1 protein-coding gene is annotated in these 557 nt (G+C 40.6%); it reads right to left on the bottom strand.

The genetic code is table 11. The annotated features are described in order from the left end of the window. Nucleotides 1-5: 5 nt before the first annotated feature. The coding region (locus N1032_RS27140) for a portal protein (RefSeq protein WP_259543810.1) at nucleotides 6-557 on the bottom strand (552 nt) is incomplete at its 5' end.

Here is a 557-nt window from a genome sequence, read left to right as displayed (position 1 = left end):
ATTAATTACCTCCCGATTGCTACGGGACGAGATTGACGAGCTTCCATCTGAGCTTCAATCATCATTTCTTGTGCTTTCATCTCTAATTTACGCTGTTCAATGTCTAAACGACGCTGTTCAAGCTGTAATTTTTGAGAATTAAGCAGATGTTCATCAGCCATTCTGTCTTGACTAGAAGCAGATTCTTGCTTACGAATAGTCATTTCATCAGCGGCTTTCATTTGTTCAAACTCATGCTTACTCTGATTAAGATTAACTTCACTAACCATTTTCTGAGTTTGTACACCAGCTTGTTTAACCTGTTCCTGCATAAGAGCAAGTTGCATCTGTTCTTGAGGACTTGGCTGAGGTTGTGGAATCTGGTCAGGAGGGGTAAGGTAATTACTTACATCCATAATGCCCATACTTTCCAGAATCTGAGTAGCAAGATAGTACGCATTTCCTGCTTGCAAGAACGCACCTATTTGTGGGATTTGTGTCATTGCCATTAGTACAGTTTGTAATTTCTGTGCTCTTTCAGACTTTTCAGCAGGTCCAATAGCTACTGCAACGGTCAA

Source organism: Herbiconiux daphne (genome assembly GCF_024979295.1).
GTDB classification, from domain to species: Bacteria; Actinomycetota; Actinomycetes; order Actinomycetales; family Microbacteriaceae; genus Herbiconiux; species Herbiconiux daphnes.
This window is presented reverse-complemented; position numbering and strand designations above follow the sequence as displayed.